Here is a 25,019-nt window from a genome sequence, read left to right on the forward strand (position 1 = left end):
CCGATGGTAGTGTGGGGTTTCCCCATGTGAGAGTAGGTCATCGTCAAGATTAAATTCCAAAACCCCTGATTGCTAACGCAGTCAGGGGTTTTGTTTTGGGCGCGAGAAAAACACATTCACCCCTTGGCGCTAAACTCCGGCCATTTCTATGCAATGGCCCTGCGCATGGCTATCATGCCTGCCTCATTGTGAGGCGATACCTGCATGCTGACGTTGTTAAAACTTCTTAAAGACGGTCGATTCCACTCTGGGGAGGCGCTTGGCGCTGCACTGGGCGTCAGCCGCAGTGCTGTATGGAAGCAGCTCCAGCATCTTGAGGCCGAGTTAAACCTGCCAATCCATAAAGTGCGTGGCAAGGGTTATCAGCTGGCATCCCCACTAGTTTTTTTGAATGCTGAGGCTATTGCGCTGAACGCGCCTTCTTTGGCATGGCCCATACACGTATCCGATACGATTGACTCCACTAATGCTGAAGCCCTGCGACTTATTGATGCTGGCCACGCCGCACCCTTTTTAGTTTTGGCGGAGCAGCAAACGGCTGGAAGGGGAAGGCGCGGCCGGAAATGGGTCAGTCCCTTCGCCCAGAACGTCTATTACAGCCTCGTATTGCGCATAGAGGGTGGTCTGCGGCAGCTGGAGGGGTTGAGTCTTGTGGTGGGGCTTGCCGTCTTGCAGGCTCTTCGTGAGTTGGGCGTTTTGGGTGCTGGCTTGAAGTGGCCCAATGATCTCCTTGTAGTAGATAAAAAAATCGCGGGTATCTTGCTTGAGCTTGTTGGCGACCCCGCTGATATCTGCCACGTCGTGATCGGGGTGGGTATTAATGTGAATATGCAAAAAGCAGAAGAGGTTGATCAGCGGTGGACTTCGGTGCATCTAGAGACGGGGGTTGCTGTCGATCGCAACCACCTGGTTGCGCAATTGGGTATCCAGTTGCAACGTTATCTTGAGCGGCATAAGGCATCTGGTTTTTCTGCGCTCCAGGGTGAGTGGGAGCAAAACCACTTGTGGCAAGGACAGGTGGCGTCGCTTATTGCGGGCAGTAGCCAGGTTGATGGCGTGGTGCTGGGTGTGGATCGCCAGGGAGCGTTACGCCTGAGCGTTGATGGCGTTGAGAAAATATATAGCGGCGGTGAGCTAAGTTTGAGGTTGCGTGATGATTCTTGAGCTCGACTGTGGAAACAGCTTCATCAAGTGGCGAGTGCTTGAGTCGGGGTGTGCAATTGTTCGCGCAGAGGGTGTGGTCGGTTCGGACGTAGCATTGATCGATAGCTTGGTGGCCCTTCCTGGTCTACTGCTTACACGTTGCCGACTGGTAAGCGTTAGGGCTCTGGAGGAAACGGATAAGCTGGTCGATGCCTTGGTAGTTGCCTTTGGCGTCGCTGTAAGCTGTGCGGCCCCCGCGCGCGAGATGGCTGGTGTGCGCAATGGCTACGAAGAATTCGAGCGTCTTGGTCTTGATCGCTGGCTGGCGATGTTGGGCGGGTTTAAGTTGGCGCCCGGCGCATGCTTGGTCCTGGATTTTGGTACGGCGGCTACTGCGGACTTTGTTGCTTCGGATGGTGAGCACTTAGGGGGCTTCATATGCCCGGGCATGCCGCTGATGCGCAACCAGCTGCGAACACATACTCGAAAGATCCGCTACGACGATGCAGCGGCTGAAAGGGCGCTAGAGCGCCTCTCTCCTGGCCATACTACGGTAGAGGCTGTAGAGCGCGGTTGTATGCTGATGCTCAGGGGCTTTGTGCTCACTCAGATCGAGTTGGCGCGCAGCTATTGGGGGGATGACTTCACAGTGTTCCTGACGGGAGGAGATGCTGGTTTGGTCTCGGACACGGTGCCCCAGGCTCGACTGGTTCCTGATCTGGTTTTTGTTGGCCTGGCGATGGCTTGCCCTTTGTCTTGAGGTTCCTTATGCGTTGGCTGTTCCTCCTTTTGCTCGTTCTCAATGTTTTCTACTACATATGGCACCAGCAAGAAGCGCCGTTGCGTGCCAAAGACGTCACGCCCCTGAGTCTCTATAAGGGCTCTCAGCAAGATATCCGCCTCCTGAGCGAATCGGCTGATGGGGTTGCCCGGCGGGATCGCATCAAAGCTTCTGATGGGCAAAATACATGCCTGTATATCGGTGGCTTTGCGGACCTGCGTCAAGCGCAGTCCGTCGAACAGCGCCTCATTAGCCTGGATATAAAGGTCAAGGTGCAATTGCTGGGTGCTCCTGATGCTCTCGGCTACTGGCTCCGCGTAGCGCCTGAAAGTCGGCGCTTGGCTGACGATCTACCCTTTGAAAACCTTGCTAAGGAATTCAATGAGTTAAAACATAAAATAATGTTGTGCGAAGGCGTTGCAACTCTCGAATAGTTTGCATAGAATGGCGCCCGCTTCGCAGTGAAGACCTTAACGGTCTACAAGGTGAGGCAATCGTCAATGCAGCTAACCTCATAATTTAAATGAGAAAATGCTTGACAGAAGGTCGGCGTGATGTAAAATGCCGGCTCGCTTAGGAGGGGTTCCCGAGCGGCCAAAGGGATCAGACTGTAAATCTGACGTCTACGACTTCGAAGGTTCGAATCCTTCCCCCTCCACCATTTTTAGCGTGAGCTGCAAGCTCCGCGGGTATAGTTTAGTGGTAGAACCTCAGCCTTCCAAGCTGATGATGCGGGTTCGATTCCCGCTACCCGCTCCAAGTTTGCAGGTTGTGCAAAGTGTTTCGCTCTTGTAGCTCAGTTGGTAGAGCACACCCTTGGTAAGGGTGAGGTCAGCGGTTCAAATCCGCTCAAGAGCTCCATATAACAAGGCAGATATGAAAATATCTGCCTTTGTTTTAACAGCTGCCTCGGCTTGTTGGTTTTGTGCCTGCTTTGTTGTCAGGTGATTTCAAGTCTCTTGGGGTTGGTTGTTGTAAAGTCTTTTTCAGGCCTGCATAATGGTCGGCCTGATTTTGTTTTAGGTCAGTAGCTCAATTGGCAGAGCGACGGTCTCCAAAACCGTAGGTTGGGGGTTCGATTCCCTCCTGACCTGCCAGATTCACGTGGTGTATCTGGCTTTCTTTTCACAGGATCTTCATAGATGACTCCTAAGGCTGAAGCTCAAAGCTCTCGTTTCGATCTGGTCAAGTGGCTCGCTGTGGTCGCATTGGTGGTCGTAGGCGTTGTTGGCAATCAGTACTATTCTGCTTCGCCGATCCTGTACCGTGTCCTCGCTTTGCTTGTTCTCGCTGCTGTAGCTGCCTTTGTAGGCCTGCAGACTGCCAAAGGCAAGTCTTTCGCGGTCCTGGTGAAGGAAGCTCGCACCGAAATTCGTAAAGTCGTTTGGCCGACTCGCCAAGAAACCACGCAGACCACGTTGATCGTAGTGGCTGTTGTACTGGTTATGGCGTTGCTGTTGTGGGGTCTAGATTCCCTGCTCGGCTGGCTTGTTTCTTTGATTGTTGGCTAAGGGTGTCCCGTGGCTAAGCGTTGGTACGTTGTGCATGCTTACTCGGGTTACGAGAAGCATGTTATGCGCTCTTTGCTGGAGCGCGTAAAGCTGGCAGGCATGGAAGATGGTTTCGGCGAAATTCTGGTTCCCACTGAAGAAGTGGTTGAAATGCGGAATGGTCAGAAGCGTAAAAGCGAACGCAAGTTCTTCCCTGGCTATGTGCTGGTTCAGATGGACATGAATGAAGGTACTTGGCACTTGGTCAAGGACACTCCTCGTGTCATGGGTTTCATCGGCGGTACTGCTGATAAGCCTGCTCCGATCACTGACAAAGAGGCGGAAGCAATTCTGCGTCGTGTTGCTGACGGTAGCGACAAGCCTAAGCCGAAGACGTTGTTCGAGCCGGGCGAGGTTGTTCGTGTCACAGATGGTCCGTTTGCTGATTTCAACGGTACTGTCGAAGAAGTTAACTACGAAAAGAGCCGGATCCAAGTGGCAGTGCTTATTTTCGGTCGCTCTACTCCGGTAGAGTTGGAGTTCAGCCAGGTCGAGAAGGTCTAGCTGATCAAGCATCCCAACCCCGCAGCCTTAGGCTGTGGGGTTTTGTCGTCACTGGGATAAACGCGCAAGTAACCGGGGAGCCTTTCGAGGCGATTGAACCCGTAATTGGAGTGCCTCATGGCCAAGAAGATTACCGCTTACATCAAGCTGCAAGTGAAGGCCGCTCAGGCTAACCCAAGCCCACCTGTTGGCCCGGCTCTGGGTCAGCACGGCGTGAACATCATGGAATTCTGCAAGGCCTTCAACGCCCGTACCCAGGGTCTTGAGCCAGGTCTGCCGACTCCAGTGATCATCACTGTATACAGCGACCGTAGCTTCACCTTCGAAACCAAGTCGACCCCGGCTTCGGTTCTGTTGAAGAAGGCTGCTGGTCTGACTAGCGGTTCCGCTCGTCCTAACACCGTTAAAGTCGGCACTGTAACTCGTGCTCAGCTGGAAGAAATCGCGAAAACCAAAAACGCGGATCTGACTGCAGCTGATATGGATGCAGCCGTGCGTACCATCGCCGGTTCTGCTCGTAGCATGGGCCTTAACGTGGAGGGTGTGTAATGGCTAAGCTGACCAAGCGTCAAAAGGCTATCGCCGGCAAAATCGAAGCAGGCAAGGCCTACAACTTTGTAGACGCTGCTGCTCTGCTGACCGAGCTGTCGACTGTCAAGTTCAGCGAGTCCGTTGACGTTGCTGTAAATCTGGGCGTTGACCCACGTAAATCCGACCAGGTCGTTCGTAGCGCAACTGTGCTGCCACACGGTACTGGCAAGACTGTACGTGTTGCTGTCTTCACCCAAGGCCCGGCAGCTGAAGCTGCTCTGGCCGCTGGCGCTGATCGCGTTGGCATGGACGACCTGGCTGCCGAAATGAAAGGCGGCGACCTGAACTATGACGTAGTTATTGCCTCCCCGGACGCAATGCGTGTCGTAGGTCAGTTGGGTCAGATCCTCGGTCCACGTGGTCTGATGCCTAACCCTAAAGTCGGCACCGTAACGCCAGACGTAGCTACCGCGGTTAAAAACGCCAAGGCTGGTCAGGTTCGTTATCGCACCGACAAAAACGGCATCATCCACACCTCCGTTGGCAAAGTCGGCTTCGACGCCGTCAAGCTGAAGGAAAACGTTGAAGCCCTGATCGCTGATCTGAAGCGTATCAAGCCGGCTTCCTCGAAAGGTATCTACGTCAAGCGCGTTACCCTGAGCACCACTATGGGCCCAGGTCTGGTCATCGACCAAGGCTCGCTGGACGTATAAGACACAGACTGGCGCAAGCGATTGCGTCAGTCGGAAAAATTGGGGTCCCTGCCTGGCGGGGGCTATCCAAGACCGTAGGCGGCGCAAGTCTTAAACCACAAGCCTACGCAGATGGTGCTCCCGGTTCCTTACCGAATCAGACACCAAAACGACATCCGGCTCAGGCCAGATGAAACGGTAACAAGCAGGAGTTAAACCCGTGGCAATTAATCTCGAAGACAAGAAGGCCATCGTCGCTGAAGTCAACGAGGCTGCCAAAGCTGCTCTGTCCGCTGTCGTGGCTGATGCCCGTGGTGTGACAGTAGGCGCTATGACCGGACTCCGTAAAGAGGCTCGTGAAGCTGGCGTATACGTACGTGTTGTACGTAACACCCTGCTCAAGCGCGCTGTTGCTGACACTGAATACAGTGTCCTCAACGACGTGTTCACTGGCCCGACTCTGATCGCGTTCTCCAAAGATCATCCAGGCGCTGCTGCCCGTTTGTTCAAGGAATTCGCTAAGAGTCAGGATAAGTTCGAGATCAAGGCAGCTGCGTTCGAGGGCAAGTTCCTCGCAGCTAACCAAATCGACGTACTGGCAACACTGCCGACCCGCGACGAAGCCATTTCGCAGCTGATGAGCGTGATTCAAGGCGCTACCAGCAAGCTGGCTCGTACTCTGGCAGCAGTTCGCGAGCAAAAAGAAGCTGCCGCAGCCTAAGGCTGAGCGACTTCTCTCGCGTATTTTTGTTTATTTCGATGGCCGCGTAGGCCGTCCCCCAATTCAGGAAATACAGCAATGTCTATCTCCCAAGACGATATCCTCAACGCCGTAGCTGAAATGTCGGTTCTGCAGGTTGTTGAGCTGATCAAAGCTTTCGAAGAAAAATTCGGCGTGTCTGCTGCCGCTGCTTCCGCTGGCCCAGCTGCTGCTGCTGCCGTTGTTGAAGAGCAAACCGAATTCAACGTCATGCTGCTGGAAGCTGGCGAGAAGAAAGTAAACGTGATCAAGGCAGTACGTGAACTGACCGGTCTGGGCCTGAAAGAAGCCAAGGCAGTAGTTGACGGCGCTCCAGCTCTGGTTCTGGAAGCTGTTGCCAAAGATGCTGGCGAAAAAGCCAAAGCAGCTCTGGAAGAAGCAGGCGCTAAAGTCGAGCTGAAGTAAGCATCGACCTTGCGTTTCCAGCCCAAGCGTTAAGCTGAAGGCTGATGGCTGGTGGCTCTTGCCACCGGCCTTTTTCCGTTCTTGGCTGTCGACTCGGTCGCCGCCATTAACGCGCTGTAGCCACCCGAAGCGGTGGTGCAAACCATGGGGTTTGCGAGATTTTCTGGCTGCTCCCGTCGGAGGGGCCAAACAAGCAGGTGACCAAGCTGGGGAACGCTGATGGCTTACTCATATACTGAGAAAAAACGTATCCGCAAGGACTTTAGCAAGTTGCCGGACGTCATGGATGTCCCGTACCTTCTGGCTATCCAGCTGGATTCGTATCGTGAATTCTTGCAGGCGGGAGCGACCAAAGATCAGTTCCGCGACGTGGGCCTGCATGCGGCCTTCAAATCCGTTTTCCCGATCATCAGCTACTCCGGCAATGCTGCGCTGGAGTACGTGGGTTATCGCCTGGGCGAACCGGCATTTGATGTCAAAGAATGCGTGTTGCGCGGTGTTACGTACGCCGTACCTTTGCGGGTAAAAGTCCGCCTGATCATTTTCGACAAAGAATCGTCGAACAAAGCGATCAAGGACATCAAAGAGCAAGAAGTCTACATGGGCGAAATCCCGCTGATGACTGAAAACGGTACCTTCGTAATCAACGGTACCGAGCGTGTAATCGTTTCCCAGCTGCACCGTTCCCCGGGCGTGTTCTTCGACCACGACCGCGGCAAGACGCACAGCTCCGGTAAACTCCTGTACTCCGCGCGGATCATTCCGTACCGCGGTTCGTGGTTGGACTTCGAGTTCGACCCGAAAGACTGCGTGTTCGTGCGTATCGACCGTCGTCGTAAGCTGCCGGCCTCGGTATTGCTGCGCGCGCTCGGTTATACCACTGAGCAAGTGCTGGACGCTTTCTACACCACCAACGTATTCAGCCTGAAGGATGAAACCCTCAAGCTGGAGCTGATCGCTTCGCGTCTGCGTGGTGAAATTGCCGTTCTGGATATCCAGGATGAAAAAGGCAAGGTCATTGTTGAAGCTGGCCGTCGTATCACTGCGCGCCACATCAACCAGATCGAAAAAGCCGGTATCAAAGAGCTGGAAGTACCTCTGGACTACGTCCTGGGTCGTACTACTGCCAAGGTCATCGTTCACCCGGCTACAGGCGAAATCCTGGCCGAGTGCAACACCGAGCTGAACACTGAAATCCTGGCCAAGATCGCCAAGGCTCAGGTTGTTCGTATCGAGACCCTGTACACCAACGATATCGACTGCGGCCCGTTCGTCTCCGACACTCTGAAGATCGACTCCACCAGCAACCAATTGGAAGCGCTGGTCGAGATCTATCGCATGATGCGTCCAGGCGAGCCGCCAACCAAAGACGCTGCCGAGACCCTGTTCAACAACCTGTTCTTCAGCCCTGAGCGCTATGACCTGTCTGCGGTCGGCCGGATGAAGTTCAACCGTCGTATCGGTCGTACCGAGATCGAAGGTTCGGGCGTGCTGTGCAAGGAAGACATCGTTGCGGTTCTGAAGACCCTGGTCGACATCCGTAACGGCAAAGGCATCGTCGATGACATCGACCACCTGGGTAACCGTCGTGTTCGCTGCGTAGGCGAAATGGCTGAAAACCAGTTCCGCGTTGGCCTGGTGCGTGTTGAGCGTGCGGTCAAAGAGCGTCTGTCGATGGCTGAAAGCGAAGGCCTGATGCCGCAAGACCTGATCAACGCCAAGCCAGTGGCTGCGGCGGTGAAAGAGTTCTTCGGTTCCAGCCAGCTTTCCCAGTTCATGGACCAGAACAACCCGCTCTCCGAGATCACCCACAAGCGCCGTGTATCCGCACTGGGCCCGGGCGGTCTGACCCGTGAGCGTGCAGGCTTCGAAGTTCGTGACGTACACCCGACGCACTACGGTCGTGTTTGCCCGATCGAAACGCCGGAAGGTCCGAACATCGGTCTGATCAACTCCCTGGCGGCCTATGCGCGCACCAACCAGTACGGCTTCCTCGAGAGCCCGTACCGTGTGGTGAAAGACGCTCTGGTTACCGACGAGATCGTGTTCCTGTCCGCCATCGAAGAAGCTGATCACGTGATCGCTCAGGCTTCGGCCACGATGAACGACAAGAAAGTCCTGGTCGACGAGCTGGTAGCTGTTCGTCACTTGAACGAGTTCACCGTTAAGGCGCCGGAAGACGTCACCTTGATGGACGTATCGCCGAAGCAGGTAGTTTCGGTCGCAGCGTCGCTGATCCCGTTCCTGGAGCACGATGACGCCAACCGTGCGTTGATGGGTTCCAACATGCAGCGTCAAGCTGTACCAACCCTGCGTGCTGACAAGCCGCTGGTAGGTACCGGCATGGAGCGTAACGTAGCCCGTGACTCCGGCGTTTGCGTCGTGGCTCGTCGTGGTGGCGTGATCGACTCCGTTGATGCAAGCCGTATCGTGGTTCGTGTTGCCGATGACGAAGTTGAAACTGGCGAAGCCGGTGTCGACATCTACAACCTGACCAAATACACCCGCTCGAACCAGAACACCTGCATCAACCAGCGTCCGCTGGTGAGCAAAGGTGATCGCGTTCAGCGTAGCGACATCATGGCCGACGGTCCGTCCACCGACATGGGTGAGCTGGCTCTGGGTCAGAACATGCGCATCGCGTTCATGGCATGGAACGGCTTCAACTTCGAAGACTCCATCTGCCTGTCCGAGCGTGTTGTTCAAGAAGACCGCTTTACCACGATCCACATTCAGGAACTGACCTGTGTGGCGCGTGACACCAAGCTTGGGCCTGAGGAAATCACCGCGGACATCCCGAACGTGGGTGAAGCTGCGCTGAACAAACTGGACGAAGCCGGTATCGTTTACGTAGGTGCTGAAGTAGGCGCAGGCGACATTCTGGTGGGTAAGGTCACTCCGAAAGGCGAGACCCAACTGACTCCGGAAGAAAAACTGCTGCGTGCCATCTTCGGTGAAAAAGCCAGCGACGTTAAAGACACCTCCCTGCGTGTACCTACCGGTACCAAAGGTACTGTCATCGACGTACAGGTCTTCACCCGTGACGGCGTTGAGCGTGATGCTCGTGCACTGTCCATCGAGAAGACCCAACTCGACGAGATCCGCAAGGACCTGAACGAAGAGTTCCGTATCGTTGAAGGCGCGACCTTCGAACGTCTGCGTTCCGCTCTGGTAGGCCACAAGGCTGAAGGCGGCGCAGGCCTGAAGAAAGGTCAGGACATCACCGACGAAATCCTCGACGGTCTTGAGCACGGCCAGTGGTTCAAACTGCGCATGGCTGAAGATGCTCTGAACGAGCAGCTCGAGAAGGCCCAGGCCTACATCGTTGATCGCCGCCGTCTGCTGGACGACAAGTTCGAAGACAAGAAGCGCAAACTGCAGCAGGGCGATGACCTGGCTCCAGGCGTGCTGAAAATCGTCAAGGTTTACCTGGCAATCCGTCGCCGCATCCAGCCGGGCGACAAGATGGCCGGTCGTCACGGTAACAAGGGTGTGGTCTCCGTGATCATGCCGGTTGAAGACATGCCGCACGATGCCAATGGCACCCCGGTCGACGTCGTCCTCAACCCGTTGGGCGTACCTTCGCGTATGAACGTTGGTCAGATCCTTGAAACCCACCTGGGCCTCGCGGCCAAAGGTCTGGGCGAGAAGATCAACCGTATGATCGAAGAGCAACGCAAGGTCGCAGACCTGCGTAAGTTCCTGCACGAGATCTACAACGAGATCGGCGGTCGCAACGAAGAGCTGGACACCTTCTCCGACCAGGAAATCCTGGATCTGGCGAAGAACCTGCGCGGCGGCGTTCCAATGGCTACCCCGGTGTTCGACGGTGCCAAGGAAAGCGAAATCAAGGCCATGCTGAAACTGGCAGACCTGCCAGAAAGCGGCCAGATGCAGCTGTTCGACGGCCGTACCGGCAACAAGTTCGAGCGCCCGGTTACTGTTGGCTACATGTACATGCTGAAGCTGAACCACTTGGTAGACGACAAGATGCACGCTCGTTCTACCGGTTCGTACAGCCTCGTTACCCAGCAGCCGCTGGGTGGTAAGGCTCAGTTCGGTGGTCAGCGTTTCGGGGAGATGGAGGTCTGGGCACTGGAAGCATACGGTGCTGCTTACACTCTGCAAGAAATGCTCACAGTGAAGTCGGACGATGTGAACGGTCGGACCAAGATGTACAAAAACATCGTGGACGGCGATCACCGTATGGAGCCGGGCATGCCCGAGTCCTTCAACGTGTTGATCAAAGAAATTCGTTCCCTCGGCATCGATATCGATCTGGAAACCGAATAACACGTGACGCGAATCGAGAGCGGGGCCGTTAAGCCCGCTCTCTGCTCCGCCAGGAGGAAAGGCCTTGAAAGACCTACTGAATTTGCTGAAAAACCAGGGTCAAGTCGAAGAGTTCGACGCCATCCGTATTGGGTTGGCATCGCCTGAGATGATCCGTTCGTGGTCGTTCGGTGAAGTTAAAAAGCCGGAAACCATCAACTACCGTACGTTCAAACCTGAGCGTGACGGCCTGTTCTGCGCCAAGATCTTTGGCCCGGTAAAGGATTACGAGTGCCTGTGCGGTAAGTACAAGCGCTTGAAGCACCGTGGTGTGATCTGCGAGAAGTGCGGCGTTGAAGTTGCGCTGGCCAAGGTTCGTCGTGAGCGCATGGCGCACATCGAGCTGGCTTCGCCGGTTGCCCACATCTGGTTCCTGAAATCGCTGCCGTCCCGTATCGGCTTGCTGATGGACATGACCCTGCGTGATATCGAACGCGTTCTCTACTTCGAGAGCTATGTCGTTATCGATCCAGGCATGACCACTCTTGAGAAAGGTCAGCTGCTGAACGACGAGCAGTACTTCGAAGCGCTGGAAGAGTTCGGCGACGATTTCGATGCCCGCATGGGTGCCGAAGCTGTCCGTGAACTGCTGCACGCTATCGACCTGGAACACGAGATTGGCCGTCTGCGCGAAGAAATTCCGCAAACCAACTCCGAAACCAAGATCAAGAAACTGTCCAAGCGTCTGAAGTTGATGGAAGCCTTCCAGGGTTCCGGCAACCTGCCAGAGTGGATGGTGCTGACCGTTCTGCCGGTTCTGCCGCCAGACCTGCGTCCGCTGGTACCGTTGGACGGTGGTCGTTTCGCGACGTCCGACCTCAACGACCTGTACCGCCGCGTGATCAACCGTAACAACCGCTTGAAGCGCCTGCTTGACCTGTCCGCTCCGGACATCATCGTGCGTAACGAAAAGCGTATGTTGCAAGAAGCGGTCGATGCCCTGCTCGACAACGGTCGTCGTGGCCGCGCTATCACAGGTTCCAACAAGCGCCCTCTGAAATCCTTGGCTGACATGATCAAGGGTAAGCAAGGTCGTTTCCGTCAGAACTTGCTCGGTAAGCGTGTTGACTACTCCGGTCGTTCGGTAATTACCGTAGGCCCGACCCTGCGTCTGCACCAGTGCGGTCTGCCTAAGAAGATGGCTCTGGAGCTGTTCAAGCCATTCATTTTCGGCAAGCTGGAAATGCGCGGTCTCGCGACCACCATCAAAGCGGCCAAGAAAATGGTCGAGCGCGAACTGCCAGAAGTTTGGGACGTTCTCGCTGAAGTGATTCGCGAACACCCGGTTCTCCTCAACCGTGCACCGACCCTTCACCGTCTGGGTATCCAGGCGTTTGAACCGGTACTGATCGAAGGTAAGGCTATCCAGCTGCACCCTCTGGTCTGTGCTGCGTACAACGCCGACTTCGACGGCGACCAAATGGCCGTGCACGTACCGCTGACACTGGAAGCCCAGTTGGAAGCGCGTGCGTTGATGATGTCGACCAACAACATTCTGTCGCCAGCCAACGGTGAGCCAATCATCGTTCCGTCGCAGGACGTTGTATTGGGTCTGTATTACATGACCCGTGAAGCGATCAACGCCAAGGGCGAAGGTCGTGTGTTCGCTGACCTGCAAGAAGTTGACCGTGTGTTCCGTGCCGGCGAAGCCGCACTGCACGCCAAGGTCAAAGTGCGGATCAACGAAACCGTCAACGACCGTGACGGCGGCAGCGTGAGCGGCACCCGTATTGTCGACACCACCGTCGGCCGTGCGCTGCTGTATCAAGTTGTGCCAAAAGGTCTGTCGTACGACGTCGTCAACCTGCCGATGAAGAAAAAGGCGATCTCCAAGCTGATCAACCAATGCTACCGCGTGGTTGGTCTGAAAGAGACCGTGATCTTCGCTGACCAGTTGATGTACACCGGTTTTGCTTATTCGACCATCTCCGGCGTTTCCATCGGTGTTAACGACTTCGTTATCCCGGATGAAAAAGCCCGCATCATCAACGCTGCTACTGATGAAGTGAAAGAGATCGAAAGCCAGTACGCCTCCGGCCTGGTAACCCAGGGCGAGAAGTACAACAAAGTAATCGACCTTTGGTCCAAGGCGAACGACGAAGTTTCCAAGGCGATGATGGCCAACCTCTCGAAAGAGAAAGTCATCGACCGTCACGGCGACGAAGTTGACCAAGAGTCCTTCAACTCGATGTACATGATGGCCGACTCGGGCGCACGGGGTTCTGCTGCGCAGATCCGTCAGCTCGCCGGTATGCGTGGCCTGATGGCCAAGCCGGACGGTTCCATCATCGAAACGCCGATTACTGCGAACTTCCGTGAAGGTTTGAGCGTACTTCAGTACTTCATCTCCACTCACGGTGCTCGTAAGGGTCTTGCGGATACCGCGTTGAAAACCGCTAACTCCGGTTACCTGACTCGTCGTCTGGTAGACGTTGCACAAGATCTGGTTGTTACCGAGATCGATTGCGGCACCGAGCACGGCCTGCTGATGACTCCGCACATTGAAGGCGGTGACGTTGTGGAGCCGCTGGGTGAGCGCGTATTGGGTCGTGTAATTGCCCGTGACGTATTCAAGCCAGGTACCGAGGAAATCATCGTTCCTGCTGGCACCCTGGTAGATGAGAAGTGGGTAGAGTTCATCGAACTCAACAGCATCGACGAAGTGATCGTTCGCTCGCCGATCAGCTGCGAAACCCGCTACGGCATTTGCGCCAAGTGCTACGGCCGTGACTTGGCCCGTGGTCACCAGGTGAACATCGGTGAAGCGGTCGGCGTTATCGCTGCCCAGTCCATCGGTGAGCCGGGTACCCAGCTGACCATGCGTACGTTCCACATCGGTGGTGCGGCAAGCCGGACCTCCGCAGCCGACAGCGTTCAAGTTAAGAATGGCGGTACCGTCCGTCTGCACAACTTGAAACACGTTGAGCGAGTGGATGGTCACCTGGTTGCTGTGTCCCGTTCCGGTGAGCTGGCAATCGCTGATGACTACGGTCGTGAGCGTGAGCGTTACAAGCTGCCGTACGGTGCTGTGATCTCGGTAAAAGAAGGTGACAAGGTCGACGCTGGCGCAATCGTGGCCAAGTGGGATCCGCACACTCACCCAATCGTTACCGAAATGAAAGGTACCGTGACCTACGTGGGCATGGAAGAAGGCATCACGATCAAGCGTCAGACTGACGAATTGACCGGTATGACCAACATTGAAGTACTCGACGCGAAAGATCGTCCAGCTGCCGGTAAAGACATCCGTCCTGCCGTGAAGATGGTCGATGACAACGGCAAGGACTTGTTGCTGCCAGGCACTGACGTAATCGCTCAGTACTTCCTGCCAGCCAACGCCTTGGTCGGTGTAGCGGACGGTGCGAAGATCGCGATCGGTGATGTTATCGCGCGTATCCCGCAAGAAACTTCGAAAACTCGAGACATCACCGGTGGTCTACCGCGTGTAGCCGACTTGTTCGAAGCTCGTCGTCCGAAAGAAGCGTCGATTCTGGCTGAAGTCAGCGGCACCATCGCGTTCGGTAAAGAGACCAAAGGCAAGCGCCGTCTGGTCATTACTCCGAACGACGGTACCGATCCGTACGAAGAGCTGATTCCGAAGTGGCGTCACCTGAACGTGTTCGAAGGCGAGCAGGTAAACCGCGGCGAAGTTATCTCCGACGGTCCAAGCGATCCACACGACATCCTGCGTCTGCTGGGTGTGAGTGCGCTGGCCAAGTACATCGTTAACGAGATCCAGGACGTTTACCGTCTGCAAGGCGTGAAGATCAACGATAAGCACATCGAGACCATCCTGCGTCAGATGCTGCGTAAAGTTGAAATCGCTGAATCCGGCGATTCCAGTTTCATCAAGGGCGACCAGATGGAACTGACTCACGTACTGGTAGAAAACGAGCGCCTGGCGAACGACGAGAAATTCGTTTCCAAGTTCACTCGTGTGTTGCTGGGTATCACCAAGGCGTCGTTGTCCACTGAGTCGTTCATCTCGGCGGCCTCCTTCCAGGAGACCACTCGCGTACTGACCGAAGCAGCGGTAACCGGCAAGCGCGATTACCTGCGCGGCCTGAAAGAAAACGTGGTTGTGGGTCGTCTGATCCCGGCTGGTACCGGTTTGGCTTACCACAGCGAGCGCAAGCGCCGCCGTGATGCTGACAAGCCGTTGCGCGTAAGCGCCAGTGAAGTGGAAGCTGCACTGACCGAAGCGCTGAACTCAAGCGGTAACTGAGTTCTGCGATAAATAAGTCTGGGCCCTGGCAGCCCCATTCGTCGGATCGAGGCAGTTTTGCCCCGGTTCGACGAGAGGGGAGGTCGGGGCCTTGCCTTGACTGGGGGCAAGATCCTCTTTAGACTCTTGTACCCCTAAATTTGGCGGGAATTCGTTCCTGCCATTTTGCTTTTCTTGCAAGACAATAGCGTCGCAAGACAACAGTGGAGCTAGTAGATGGCAACTATCAACCAGCTGGTACGTCAGCCGCGTAAGCGTATCGTCGAGAAATCCGACGTACCTGCGCTGCAGAACTGCCCGCAACGTCGTGGCGTATGCACCCGTGTGTATACCACCACGCCGAAAAAACCTAACTCGGCACTGCGTAAAGTATGCCGTGTGCGCCTGACCAACGGTTTCGAGGTTTCCTCGTACATCGGTGGTGAAGGTCACAACCTGCAAGAGCACAGCGTGGTACTGATCCGCGGCGGTCGTGTAAAAGACTTGCCAGGTGTTCGTTACCACACCGTACGCGGCTCCTTGGATACTTCCGGCGTTAAAGGTCGTAACCAGGGTCGTTCGAAGTACGGTACCAAAAAGCCTAAGTAGTAGCGGCTTTTTGTAAAACTGAATCATCTAATTTTCTGAGTCGATAAGAGTAAGGTCGGAGGCGTCCCGTAAGGGCACCGATTCCGAGCGAACCTGAAGACCGTTTGAGGGCTTATCCATGCCAAGAAGACGCGTAGCAGCCAAGCGCGAAGTGCTTGACGATCCAAAATACGGAAGCCAAATCCTGGCCAAGTTCATGAATCACGTGATGGAAAGCGGCAAGAAAGCCGTTGCCGAGCGTATCGTTTATGGCGCGCTGGAAAAGGTTAAAGAACGCAAGAACAGCGACCCCCTGGAAATCTTCGAGAAAGCTCTCGACGCCATCGCTCCGCTGGTCGAAGTGAAGTCGCGCCGTGTAGGCGGTGCTACTTACCAGGTTCCGGTTGAAGTTCGCCCGTCCCGTCGTAACGCTCTGGCAATGCGCTGGTTGGTAGACTTCGCCCGTAAGCGCGGCGAGAAGTCTATGGCTCTGCGTTTGGCTGGCGAACTGTTGGACGCTGCTGAAGGTAAAGGTGCTGCTGTTAAGAAGCGTGAAGACGTGCACCGTATGGCTGAAGCTAACAAAGCTTTCTCGCACTACCGCTTCTAATTTTAGCTTCACTAATTTTGCGAGGGCTTTATGGCTCGTACTACTCCGATTAGCCGCTACCGTAACATCGGTATCGTCGCTCACGTGGATGCTGGTAAAACCACCACCACCGAGCGCGTACTGTTTTACACCGGCAAAAGTCACAAAATGGGCGAGGTGCATGACGGCGCCGCGACCACAGACTGGATGGTTCAGGAGCAGGAGCGTGGTATTACCATTACTTCTGCTGCTATTACCGCCTTCTGGAAAGGTTCCGAGAAGCAGTACAAAGACGAGCACCGCTTCAACGTAATCGATACCCCAGGCCACGTAGACTTCACCATTGAAGTTGAGCGTTCCCTGCGCGTACTCGACGGCGCTGTCGTTGTGTTCTGCGGTACCTCGGGTGTTGAGCCTCAGTCGGAAACCGTATGGCGTCAAGCCAACAAATACGGCGTTCCACGTCTTGTTTACGTAAACAAGATGGACCGTGCTGGTGCCAACTTCCTGCGCGTGATCGGTCAGATCAAGCAGCGTCTGGGTCACACTCCGGTGCCAATCCAATTGGCCATCGGTTCCGAAGACAATTTCCAAGGTCAGATCGATCTGATCAACATGGAAGCTGTTTACTGGAATGACGCCGACAAAGGTATGGTTCCTGTTCGCAAGCCTATCCCTGCCGAGCTTCAAGAGCTGGCTGACGAGTGGCGCAACAACATGGTTGAGGCTGCTGCCGAAGCCAGCGAAGAACTGATGAACAAGTACCTCGAAGGTGAAGAACTCACCAACGTGGAAATCAAGGCCGCTCTGCGTCAGCGTACTATCGCTGGTGAGATCGTCTTGGCTGTTTGCGGTTCTTCCTTCAAGAACAAGGGTGTTCCCCTGGTTCTCGACGCCGTTATCGACTTCCTGCCTGCTCCAACCGACATTCCTGCTATCAAGGGTTCCAACCCTGATAACGAGGAAGAAGAGATGGAGCGTCATGCTGACGACAGCGAGCCGTTCTCGGCTCTGGCGTTCAAGATCGCTACCGACCCATTCGTGGGTACTTTGACCTTCGTCCGCGTTTACTCGGGCGTGTTGGCATCCGGCGACGGCGTGATCAACTCGGTTAAAGGCAAGAAAGAGCGCGTGGGTCGTATGGTGCAAATGCACGCAAACGCCCGTGAAGAGATCAAGGAAGTACGCGCTGGTGACATCGCGGCCCTGATCGGCATGAAGGACGTCACCACTGGTGAGACCTTGTGCGACGCTGCCAAGCCAATCATCCTGGTTCGCATGGACTTCCCGGAGCCGGTTATTTCGGTTGCCGTTGAGCCTAAGACCAAGGATGACCAGGAAAAAATGGGTATCGCTCTGGGCAAGCTTGCTCAGGAAGATCCATCTTTCCGCGTTAAAACCGATGAAGAGACTGGTCAGACGATCATCTCTGGCATGGGCGAGTTGCACCTGGACATCCTGGTTGACCGGATGCGCCGTGAGTTCAACGTCGAAGCCAACATTGGTAAGCCTCAGGTTTCCTATCGTGAGCGCATCACGAAGAACTGTGAAATCGAAGGTAAGTTCGTTCGTCAGTCCGGCGGTCGTGGTCAGTTCGGTCACTGCTGGATCCGTTTTGCTCCTGCTGACGAAGGTCAGGAAGGTCTGCAATTCGTGAACGAAGTAGTTGGTGGTGTGGTTCCTAAGGAATACATCCCGGCTATCCAGAAGGGCATCGAAGAGCAGATGAAGAACGGTGTTGTTGCCGGCTATCCGCTGATCGGCCTGAAAGCAACCGTTTTTGACGGTTCTTACCACGACGTCGACTCCAACGAGATGGCGTTTAAGGTGGCTGCCTCCATGGCAACCAAGCAACTGGCCCAGAAGGGCGGTGGTGAGTTGCTTGAGCCAATCATGGCGGTAGAAGTTGTTACACCTGAAGACTATATGGGTGATGTCATGGGCGACCTTAACCGTCGTCGCGGCATGATCTTGGGTATGGAAGACACGGTTTCCGGCAAAGTGATTCGCGCCGAGGTTCCGTTGGGTGAGATGTTCGGTTATGCGACCGACGTTCGCTCCATGTCCCAGGGTCGCGCAAGCTACTCTATGGAATTCAAAAAATACAACACAGCTCCGGCGCACATCGCTGAAACTGTATCCAAAAAACAAGGCTGATTCAGTCCTTTAGGCAAGGAGTTAATTGTCGTGGCTAAAGAAAAATTTGATCGTTCCCTACCGCACGTAAACGTTGGCACCATCGGCCACGTTGACCACGGTAAAACCACTCTGACCGCAGCTCTGACTCGCGTCTGCTCCGAAGTTTTCGGTTCCGCAGTCGTTGATTTCGATAAAATCGACAGCGCTCCAGAAGAAAAAGCTCGTGGTATCACCATCAACACCGCGCACGTAGAGTACAACTCTTCGATTCGTCACTACGCTCACGTTGACTGCCCAGGTCACGCTGACTACGTGAAGAACATGATCACTGGTGCTGCCCAGATGGACGGCGCGATCCTGGTTTGCTCGGCCGCTGATGGTCCGATGCCACAAACCCGTGAGCACATCCTGCTGTCCCGTCAGGTAGGCGTTCCGTACATCGTGGTTTTCCTGAACAAGGCTGACCTGGTAGACGACGCTGAGCTGCTGGAACTGGTTGAGATGGAAGTGCGCGATCTGCTGAGCACTTACGACTTCCCAGGCGACGACACTCCGATCATCATCGGTTCCGCTCGTATGGCTCTGGAAGGCAAAGACGACAACGAAATGGGTACCACCGCTGTTAAGCGTCTGGTAGAAACTCTGGACAGCTACATCCCAGAGCCAGTTCGTCTGACCGACAAGCCGTTCCTGATGCCAATCGAAGACGTATTCTCGATCTCCGGTCGTGGTACTGTTGTTACTGGTCGTATCGAGCGCGGTATCGTTCGCGTTCAAGATGCGCTGGAAATCGTTGGTCTGCGTGACACCACCAACACCGTCTGCACTGGTGTTGAAATGTTCCGTAAGCTGCTCGACGAAGGTCGTGCTGGCGAGAACTGCGGCGTTCTGCTGCGTGGTACTAAGCGTGACGACGTTGAGCGTGGCCAGGTTCTGGTTAAGCCGGGTTCGGTTAAGCCGCACACCAAGTTCACCGCAGAAGTTTACGTTCTGAGCAAAGAAGAAGGCGGTCGTCACACTCCGTTCTTCAAAGGCTACCGTCCTCAGTTCTACTTCCGTACTACTGACGTGACTGGTAACTGCCAGCTGCCAGAAGGCGTTGAAATGGTAATGCCAGGCGATAACATCCAAATGGAAGTTACCCTGATCAAAACCATCGCAATGGAAGACGGTCTGCGCTTCGCAATTCGTGAAGGCGGCCGTACCGTTGGTGCTGGTGTTGTAGCTAAAATCATCGAGTAAGCTCTTTTTGAGTTAGCTTGAAGTTTTGAAAAAGCCCCCGCTCAGCGGGGGCTTTTTTTATTGGGTTGACACCTATCTGGGCCGTCTATAGAATTGCGCCTCCTTTTAACGGGCGTATTGCGCTCGGTGGGAATAGCAGCCGGAGTCTGAAATCCAATGCAAAATCAGCAAATCCGTATCAGGTTGAAGGCTTTTGACCATCGCCTGATCGACCAATCCACCCAGGAAATCGTGGAAACCGCGAAACGTACTGGTGCTCAAGTGCGTGGTCCAATTCCACTGCCTACCCGTAAAGAGCGGTTCACCGTTCTGGTCTCCCCGCACGTCAACAAAGACGCGCGTGACCAGTACGAGATCCGTACTCATAAGCGCGTACTGGACATCGTCCAGCCAACGGATAAAACCGTTGATGCACTTATGAAGCTTGATCTGGCGGCCGGTGTGGAAGTACAGATCAGCCTCGGCTAAGACTTGGGTCTTAGTCGTGTAACGCTCTGAAATGGGCGGCCATAGCGGGTGAAAGCCCCGTACACTCATGAGGTTTACAACATGACTATTGGTGTAGTCGGTCGTAAATGCGGTATGACCCGTATTTTCACCGAAGAAGGTGTCTCCATTCCGGTCACGGTCATTGAGATCGAACCGAATCGCGTCACCCAGTTCAAAACTGAAGAAACCGATGGCTATCGTGCAGTGCAAGTCACTGTCGGCGAGCGTCGTGCTTCGCGTGTGACTGCTGCTCAAGCAGGTCACTTCGCTAAAGCAAACGTTGCAGCTGGTCGTACTGTTATGGAGTTCCGTCTTGAAGATGGCGACTACCAGGCTGGCGATCTGATCAACGCTGAAATCTTCGCCGCTGGTCAACTGGTTGATGTAACCGGTCAGTCCAAAGGTAAAGGCTTCCAGGGTACGATCAAGCGTTGGAATTTCCGTGGCCAAGACAACACTCACGGTAACTCCGTTTCCCACCGCGTCCCGGGCTCTATTGGCCAGTGCCAGACTCCTGGTCGTGTATTCAAGGGCAAAAAAATGTCCGGTCATATGGGCGCTGAGCGCGTGACCGTGCAGTCCCTCGAAGTAGTGCGCGTCGACGCTGAACGCAATCTGTTGTTGGTCAAGGGTGCTGTTCCTGGCGCTACTGGCGGCAACCTGGTTGTACGTCCAGCGGCCAAGGCTCGCGGTTAAGGGGAAGCTGACATGCAATTAAATGTAAATGACGCTCAAGCGATCGAAGTTTCCGAACTGACATTTGGCGGCGAATTCAACGAGACGCTGGTTCACCAAGCAGTCGTGGCCTACATGGCCGGCGGCCGTCAAGGTAGCAAGCAGCAAAAGACCCGTTCCGACGTACGTGGTGGCGGTAAGCGCCCTTGGCGTCAGAAAGGCACTGGCCGTGCTCGTGCCGGTACTATCCGTAGCCCAATCTGGCGTGGCGGCGGTACCACTTTCGCAGCTCGTCCGCAGGATCACTCGCAGAAGCTCAACAAGAAGATGTACCGCGCAGCTCTGCGCTCCATCCTTGCTGAACTCGTGCGTACTGACCGTCTGGTCGTGGTTCAGGACTTCGCTGTTGAAAGCCCGAAAACCAAAGATCTGCTGGGCAAACTGAACAACATGAGCCTGACCGACGTTTTGATCGTGTCGGAAGCTGTTGATCAGAACCTGTACCTGGCTGCTCGTAACCTGCCACACGTTGATGTACGTGACGTGCAAGGTTCCGATCCAGTTAGTCTGATCGCATACGACAAGGTGTTGATCACCGTGTCGGCCGTGAAGAAATTCGAGGAGCTGCTGGGATGAACCAGGAACGCGTATTTAAAGTTCTGCTTGGCCCGCACGTTTCCGAAAAGGCTACGGTTCTGGCTGACAAGAAAGGCCAGTTCGTTTTCAAGGTTGCAACTGACGCAACCAAGCTGGAAATCAAGAAGGCCGTCGAAAGCCTGTTCAGCGTGAAAGTTGAGCGTGTTACTACCCTGAATGTTCTGGGTAAGAGCAAGCGCACTGCTCGCGGTCTGGGCAAGCGTAATGACTGGAAGAAGGCAGTTATCTCCCTTCAGCCAGGCCAAGATCTCGATTTCAGCAGCAGTGCTGAGTAAGGAAGGGGTGCATCATGGCAATCGTTAAATGCAAACCGACTTCCCCTGGCCGCCGTTTTGTGGTCAAGGTGGTCAACCAGGAGCTGCATAAAGGCGCTCCTCACGCACCGCTGCTCGAGAAAAAATCGAAGTCTGGTGGTCGTAACAACAATGGTCGTATTACCACTCGTCACATCGGTGGTGGCCATAAGCAGCATTATCGTCTGGTCGACTTCCGTCGCAACGACAAAGATGGCATCTCTGCCACTGTCGAGCGTATCGAATACGATCCAAACCGTACTGCTCACATCGCTCTGCTGCTGTACGCAGATGGCGAGCGTCGCTACATCATCGCCCCTAAAGGCGTGAGCGCTGGCGACCAGCTGATCGCAGGTGCTCTGGCACCGATCAAGCCGGGCAACGCTCTGCAACTGCGCAACATTCCAGTTGGTAGCACCGTACACGGCATCGAATTGAAGCCAGGTAAAGGCGCACAGATCGCTCGTTCCGCTGGTGCTTCGGCTCAGCTGATCGCTCGTGAAGGTGTCTACGTGACCCTGCGTCTGCGTTCTGGTGAGATGCGTAAAGTGCTGGCTGAATGCCGTGCGACCTTGGGCGAAGTCTCGAACTCCGAGCACAGCCTGCGTTCGCTGGGTAAAGCTGGTGCCAAACGCTGGCGTGGCGTTCGCCCAACCGTTCGTGGTGTTGCCATGAACCCGGTTGACCACCCACACGGTGGTGGTGAAGGTCGTACCTCTGGTGGTCGTCATCCGGTATCGCCATGGGGCTTCCCGACTAAGGGCGCGAAGACTCGTGGTAATAAGCGTACCGACAAAATGATCGTCCGTCGTCGCAAGTAAATAGAGGGATACGACAGTGCCACGTTCTCTGAAAAAAGGTCCTTTTATTGATCTTCACCTACTGAAGAAGATCGAAGTGGCGGCGGAAAAGAATGATCGCAAACCAGTTAAGACCTGGTCGCGTCGTTCTATGATCCTGCCACAAATGGTCGGTCTGACCATCGCAGTACACAACGGTCGTCAACACGTCCCAGTTCTCGTTAACGAAGACATGGTCGGCCACAAACTGGGCGAGTTTGCCGGTACCCGCACTTATCGTGGGCACGTGGCAGACAAGAAAGCCAAGCGTTAAGGGGTTAGGAAATGGAAGTAGCCGCTAAGTTGTCGGGCGCTCGAATCTCCGCCCAGAAAGCCCGCTTGGTCGCCGACCAGATCCGCGGGAAGAAGGTGGGCGAAGCGCTCAACCTGTTGGCTTTCAGCAGTAAGAAAGCCGCCGAGATCATGAAGAAAGTGCTGGAGTCGGCCGTAGCCAACGCCGAGCATAACGAAGGCGCAGACGTTGATGACCTGAAGGTCAGCACCGTTTTCGTCAACGAAGGGCGTTCGCTGAAGCGCATCATGCCACGTGCCAAAGGCCGTGCTGATCGCATCGTCAAGCGGTCTTGCCATATCACTGTCAAGGTTGCTGACAAGTAACGGAGTCGAAGAGATGGGTCAGAAAGTACATCCCATTGGCATTCGCCTGGGAATCGTCAAGGAGCACACCTCCGTCTGGTACGCAGACGGTCGGACTTATGCGGACTATTTGTTCGCTGATCTGAAGGTGCGTGAGTATCTCCAAGACAAACTAAAAAGCGCGTCCGTAAGCCGTATCGATATCCATCGTCCGGCCCAAACTGCACGTATCACCATCCACACCGCTCGTCCAGGTATCGTTATCGGGAAGAAAGGTGAAGATGTTGAGAAACTGCGTCAGGACCTGACCAAGCAAATGGGTGTGCCTGTGCACATCAATATCGAAGAGATCCGTAAGCCGGAGCTCGACGGTATGCTGGTTGCGCAGAGCGTAGCTCAGCAGCTGGAGCGTCGCGTAATGTTCCGTCGCGCTATGAAGCGCGCCGTACAGAACGCCATGCGCATTGGTGCCAAAGGCATCAAAATCCAAGTGAGCGGTCGTCTCGGCGGTGCTGAAATCGCACGTACTGAATGGTATCGCGAAGGTCGTGTGCCACTGCACACCCTGCGTGCCGACATCGACTATGCCAACTACGAAGCTCACACCACTTACGGTGTGATCGGTGTAAAGGTTTGGATCTTCAAAGGCGAAGTAATTGGTGGTCGCCAAGAAGAACTGAAACCACAAGCACCAGCGCCTCGTAAAAAAGCTGCTAAGTAAGGGGTACGCCAAATGTTGCAACCTAAGCGTACGAAGTTCCGCAAGCAGATGACAGGCCACAACCGTGGTCTGGCTCAGCGCGGTAGCAAAGTCAGCTTCGGCGAGTTCGCGCTGAAGTCTGTAGCTCGTGGTCGTCTCACCGCTCGTCAGATCGAGTCAGCGCGTCGTGCACTGACCCGTCACGTAAAACGTGGCGGCAAGATCTGGATCCGTGTATTCCCGGACAAGCCGATCTCCAAGAAGCCTCTCGAAGTGCGGATGGGTAAAGGTAAGGGTAACGTGGAATATTGGGTTGCCCAGATTCAGCCAGGCAAAGTCCTGTATGAAATCGAGGGTGTTACTGAAGAGCTGGCGCGTGAGGCTTTCGCCCTGGCTGCTGCAAAGCTGCCGCTCGCCACCTCCTTTGTTAAACGGACGGTGATGTGATGAAAGCGAATGAACTTCGTGAAAAATCCGCACAGCAGCTGAACGAGCAACTGCTCGGCTTGCTGCGCGACCAGTTCAATCTGCGTATGCAGAAAGCAACTGGCCAGTTGGGGCAGTCTCATCTGCTCTCGCAAGTTAAGCGTGACATCGCTCGCGTGAAGACTGTGCTCAACCAGCAGGCAGGTAAGTGATCATGGCTGAAGCCGAAAAGACTGTCCGTACGCTGACTGGCCGTGTTGTCAGCGACAAGATGGACAAAACCATCACCGTACTGATCGAGCGTCGCGTTAAGCACCCGATCTACGGTAAATATGTTAAGCGTTCGACTAAGCTGCACGCGCACGACGAAACCAATCAGTGCCACATCGGCGACAAAGTCACTATTCGTGAAACTCGTCCGCTGGCCAAGACCAAGTCTTGGGCACTGGTTGATGTTCTCGAACGCGCTGTGGAAGTCTAAGGACTAGGGGTCGGAGAAATTATATGATTCAGACTCAATCCATGCTCGATGTGGCCGATAACAGCGGCGCTCGCCGTGTTATGTGCATCAAGGTGCTGGGTGGCTCCCATCGTCGTTACGCTGGTATCGGTGACATCATCAAAGTTACCGTGAAGGAAGCAATTCCTCGCGGTAAAGTGAAAAAAGGCCAAGTGATGACTGCTGTTGTAGTCCGCACTCGTCACGGCGTACGCCGTGCTGATGGCTCCATTATCCGCTTTGATGGCAACGCTGCTGTTCTTCTGAACAACAAGCAAGAGCCGATCGGCACCCGTATCTTTGGGCCAGTGACCCGTGAACTTCGTACTGAGAAGTTCATGAAGATCGTCTCGCTCGCCCCAGAAGTGCTGTAAGGAGATCCGA

27 protein-coding genes and 4 tRNA genes are annotated in these 25,019 nt (G+C 54.9%); all 31 read left to right on the forward strand.

Annotated features, from left to right (window positions below; genetic code table 11):
* The first annotated feature begins 204 nt into the window (after positions 1-204).
* The 31 genes from birA to rplN all read left to right on the forward strand — a co-directional run bounded on the left by birA (position 205) and on the right by rplN (position 25,009).
* Complete coding sequence (gene birA / locus ACLD1Y_RS09695; protein WP_429477633.1) at positions 205-1,164, forward strand: bifunctional biotin--[acetyl-CoA-carboxylase] ligase/biotin operon repressor BirA; 960 nt, start codon at positions 205-207, stop codon at positions 1,162-1,164.
* Positions 1,154-1,903 (forward strand): pantothenate kinase, encoded by a 750-nt coding sequence (locus ACLD1Y_RS09700; RefSeq protein WP_429477635.1) that lies wholly within the window; start codon positions 1,154-1,156, stop codon positions 1,901-1,903. The genes birA and ACLD1Y_RS09700 overlap by 11 nt, the downstream gene beginning before the upstream one ends.
* An 8-nt stretch (positions 1,904-1,911) precedes the next feature.
* On the forward strand, positions 1,912-2,358 hold the full coding sequence (locus ACLD1Y_RS09705) for a hypothetical protein (protein ID WP_429477637.1): 447 nt from the start codon (positions 1,912-1,914) through the stop codon (positions 2,356-2,358).
* A gap of 142 nt (positions 2,359-2,500) precedes the next feature.
* Positions 2,501-2,585: transfer RNA gene (locus ACLD1Y_RS09710), tRNA-Tyr, on the forward strand.
* A 24-nt stretch (positions 2,586-2,609) separates the two neighbouring features.
* Positions 2,610-2,683 (forward strand) — tRNA-Gly (locus ACLD1Y_RS09715).
* 26 nt (positions 2,684-2,709) lie between these two features.
* Positions 2,710-2,785, forward strand: a tRNA-Thr gene (locus ACLD1Y_RS09720).
* A gap of 160 nt (positions 2,786-2,945) precedes the next feature.
* Positions 2,946-3,021 (forward strand) — tRNA-Trp (locus tag ACLD1Y_RS09725).
* A gap of 45 nt (positions 3,022-3,066) precedes the next feature.
* Complete coding sequence (gene secE, locus ACLD1Y_RS09730; protein WP_025857211.1) at positions 3,067-3,435, forward strand: preprotein translocase subunit SecE; 369 nt, start codon at positions 3,067-3,069, stop codon at positions 3,433-3,435.
* A gap of 9 nt (positions 3,436-3,444) precedes the next feature.
* Positions 3,445-3,978: a transcription termination/antitermination protein NusG gene (gene nusG, locus ACLD1Y_RS09735; RefSeq protein WP_003176436.1), complete on the forward strand. Its 534-nt coding sequence runs from the start codon at positions 3,445-3,447 to the stop codon at positions 3,976-3,978.
* 117 nt (positions 3,979-4,095) lie between these two features.
* Positions 4,096-4,527 carry a 50S ribosomal protein L11 gene (gene rplK / locus ACLD1Y_RS09740; RefSeq protein ID WP_003176435.1) on the forward strand — a complete coding sequence of 144 codons (432 nt, stop codon included), beginning with the start codon at positions 4,096-4,098 and terminating at the stop codon, positions 4,525-4,527.
* Entirely contained in the window at positions 4,527-5,222 is a 696-nt protein-coding gene (rplA, locus tag ACLD1Y_RS09745) for a 50S ribosomal protein L1 (protein ID WP_003232403.1), read from the forward strand. Before rplK ends, rplA begins: the two co-directional genes overlap by 1 nt.
* 199 nt (positions 5,223-5,421) lie before the next feature.
* On the forward strand, positions 5,422-5,922 hold the full coding sequence (gene rplJ / locus ACLD1Y_RS09750; RefSeq protein WP_003232405.1) for a 50S ribosomal protein L10: 501 nt from the start codon (positions 5,422-5,424) through the stop codon (positions 5,920-5,922).
* A 78-nt stretch (positions 5,923-6,000) separates the two neighbouring features.
* Positions 6,001-6,366: a 50S ribosomal protein L7/L12 gene (rplL, locus tag ACLD1Y_RS09755; protein WP_429477641.1), complete on the forward strand. Its 366-nt coding sequence runs from the start codon at positions 6,001-6,003 to the stop codon at positions 6,364-6,366.
* Positions 6,367-6,585: 219 nt separating this feature from the next.
* A complete protein-coding gene (rpoB, locus tag ACLD1Y_RS09760) occupies positions 6,586-10,659 on the forward strand; it encodes a DNA-directed RNA polymerase subunit beta (RefSeq protein ID WP_105523499.1) in 4,074 nt (1,357 codons plus the stop codon).
* 64 nt (positions 10,660-10,723) lie between these two features.
* Entirely contained in the window at positions 10,724-14,923 is a 4,200-nt protein-coding gene (gene rpoC / locus ACLD1Y_RS09765; protein ID WP_429477644.1) for a DNA-directed RNA polymerase subunit beta', read from the forward strand.
* A 216-nt stretch (positions 14,924-15,139) separates the two neighbouring features.
* Complete coding sequence (rpsL, locus tag ACLD1Y_RS09770) at positions 15,140-15,511, forward strand: 30S ribosomal protein S12 (RefSeq protein WP_002555494.1); 372 nt, start codon at positions 15,140-15,142, stop codon at positions 15,509-15,511.
* Between the two features lie 118 nt (positions 15,512-15,629).
* Positions 15,630-16,100, forward strand: coding sequence for a 30S ribosomal protein S7 (rpsG, locus tag ACLD1Y_RS09775; protein WP_002555493.1), 471 nt, complete (start codon positions 15,630-15,632; stop codon positions 16,098-16,100).
* Positions 16,101-16,130: 30 nt separating this feature from the next.
* The gene (fusA, locus tag ACLD1Y_RS09780) at positions 16,131-18,236 is read left to right on the forward strand and encodes an elongation factor G (protein ID WP_236411516.1); all 2,106 of its coding nucleotides are present in this window, start codon (positions 16,131-16,133) and stop codon (positions 18,234-18,236) included.
* Positions 18,237-18,266: 30 nt separating this feature from the next.
* Positions 18,267-19,460: an elongation factor Tu gene (gene tuf, locus ACLD1Y_RS09785; protein ID WP_003232413.1), complete on the forward strand. Its 1,194-nt coding sequence runs from the start codon at positions 18,267-18,269 to the stop codon at positions 19,458-19,460.
* A gap of 156 nt (positions 19,461-19,616) precedes the next feature.
* The gene (rpsJ, locus tag ACLD1Y_RS09790) at positions 19,617-19,928 is read left to right on the forward strand and encodes a 30S ribosomal protein S10 (protein WP_003186070.1); all 312 of its coding nucleotides are present in this window, start codon (positions 19,617-19,619) and stop codon (positions 19,926-19,928) included.
* A gap of 81 nt (positions 19,929-20,009) precedes the next feature.
* Complete coding sequence (rplC, locus tag ACLD1Y_RS09795) at positions 20,010-20,645, forward strand: 50S ribosomal protein L3 (RefSeq protein WP_003194649.1); 636 nt, start codon at positions 20,010-20,012, stop codon at positions 20,643-20,645.
* A gap of 12 nt (positions 20,646-20,657) precedes the next feature.
* Positions 20,658-21,260, forward strand: coding sequence for a 50S ribosomal protein L4 (rplD, locus tag ACLD1Y_RS09800; RefSeq protein WP_003176424.1), 603 nt, complete (start codon positions 20,658-20,660; stop codon positions 21,258-21,260).
* On the forward strand, positions 21,257-21,556 hold the full coding sequence (rplW, locus tag ACLD1Y_RS09805) for a 50S ribosomal protein L23 (RefSeq protein ID WP_002555488.1): 300 nt from the start codon (positions 21,257-21,259) through the stop codon (positions 21,554-21,556). Before rplD ends, rplW begins: the two co-directional genes overlap by 4 nt.
* 14 nt (positions 21,557-21,570) lie before the next feature.
* On the forward strand, positions 21,571-22,395 hold the full coding sequence (gene rplB / locus ACLD1Y_RS09810; RefSeq protein ID WP_008053874.1) for a 50S ribosomal protein L2: 825 nt from the start codon (positions 21,571-21,573) through the stop codon (positions 22,393-22,395).
* Between the two features lie 16 nt (positions 22,396-22,411).
* Complete coding sequence (rpsS, locus tag ACLD1Y_RS09815) at positions 22,412-22,687, forward strand: 30S ribosomal protein S19 (RefSeq protein WP_002555486.1); 276 nt, start codon at positions 22,412-22,414, stop codon at positions 22,685-22,687.
* Between the two features lie 11 nt (positions 22,688-22,698).
* On the forward strand, positions 22,699-23,031 hold the full coding sequence (rplV, locus tag ACLD1Y_RS09820) for a 50S ribosomal protein L22 (protein WP_003103908.1): 333 nt from the start codon (positions 22,699-22,701) through the stop codon (positions 23,029-23,031).
* 13 nt (positions 23,032-23,044) lie between these two features.
* Positions 23,045-23,731, forward strand: a complete 687-nt coding sequence (gene rpsC / locus ACLD1Y_RS09825) for a 30S ribosomal protein S3 (protein ID WP_003176422.1) — start codon at positions 23,045-23,047, stop codon at positions 23,729-23,731.
* Between the two features lie 12 nt (positions 23,732-23,743).
* A complete protein-coding gene (rplP, locus tag ACLD1Y_RS09830; RefSeq protein ID WP_017736665.1) occupies positions 23,744-24,157 on the forward strand; it encodes a 50S ribosomal protein L16 in 414 nt (137 codons plus the stop codon).
* Positions 24,157-24,348, forward strand: coding sequence for a 50S ribosomal protein L29 (gene rpmC, locus ACLD1Y_RS09835; RefSeq protein ID WP_002555481.1), 192 nt, complete (start codon positions 24,157-24,159; stop codon positions 24,346-24,348). Before rplP ends, rpmC begins: the two co-directional genes overlap by 1 nt.
* A gap of 2 nt (positions 24,349-24,350) precedes the next feature.
* Positions 24,351-24,617, forward strand: a complete 267-nt coding sequence (rpsQ, locus tag ACLD1Y_RS09840; protein WP_003176419.1) for a 30S ribosomal protein S17 — start codon at positions 24,351-24,353, stop codon at positions 24,615-24,617.
* Positions 24,618-24,640: 23 nt separating this feature from the next.
* Positions 24,641-25,009 (forward strand): 50S ribosomal protein L14, encoded by a 369-nt coding sequence (gene rplN, locus ACLD1Y_RS09845; protein ID WP_002555479.1) that lies wholly within the window; start codon positions 24,641-24,643, stop codon positions 25,007-25,009.
* The last annotated feature ends 10 nt before the right edge of the window (positions 25,010-25,019 follow it).

Origin of the sequence: Pseudomonas sp. 18175, assembly GCF_050432925.1 — a bacterium.
Lineage (GTDB): Bacteria > Pseudomonadota > Gammaproteobacteria > Pseudomonadales > Pseudomonadaceae > Aquipseudomonas.